Origin of the sequence: Bradyrhizobium sp. Mp27 (genome assembly GCF_029953005.1) — a bacterium.
GTDB classification, from domain to species: Bacteria; Pseudomonadota; Alphaproteobacteria; order Rhizobiales; family Xanthobacteraceae; genus Bradyrhizobium; species Bradyrhizobium barranii.
Window position 1 is genome coordinate 1 of record NZ_JASAUS010000622.1, and the last position, 533, is coordinate 533.

Annotated in this window: 2 pseudogenes; one reads left to right on the forward strand and one right to left on the reverse strand. The window is 68.3% G+C overall.

Annotation, left to right across the window (positions count from 1 at the left end):
* Window positions 1–421, forward strand: a pseudogene (locus tag QJT78_RS53445) (HlyD family secretion protein); the annotation flags it as partial.
* Between the two features lie 13 nt (window positions 422–434).
* Here the strand turns inward: QJT78_RS53445 and QJT78_RS52045 are convergent.
* Window positions 435–533 (reverse strand): annotated as a pseudogene (locus tag QJT78_RS52045) (IS6 family transposase); the annotation flags it as partial.

Here is a 533-nt window from a genome sequence, read left to right on the forward strand (position 1 = left end):
GCCGCAAGGCTCGACGCAACTCAGCGTGGTCCATGAGGGCGACGCGATCCTTCATGTCGTCAACGCGCGTGGCGATCGCGTGCGGCTCGACGATCTTCGGCGGCAGATGTCGCGGCAGGAGAACGAGCGCCCGAGCCTTGCCGCTAAGCTGGCAGCCGCCGAGACCGCGCAACAGGACCTCGCCCGCCAGGCGGGCCAGTTCCGCGATGGCCGCATCCTTCAGCTCGAGGCGCGCATCGCCGAAATCCAGTCGGCGATCGAGGCCGCGGCCGCGCGACGGGAAGAGGCGGCGGCCGCTGTGGAGCGGGCCTCGTCCCTGATCAAATCGGGCAGCGTCTCGACGGTCGAGATGGCCCGCCTGACGCGTGAGCAGGCAATCGCCCAGCAGACCGAGATCGGCGCCCGCCGCCGGCTCGACGCAGGGCATCGTCAACTTAATCGACCGCCGAGCCGAAGGAGGCGATTCTCAGAGGTCGAGAATCGGCGATAGCGCTTGTCATGGAGATCTCGCGCCAAGTCGCAAAGGCTCGCTC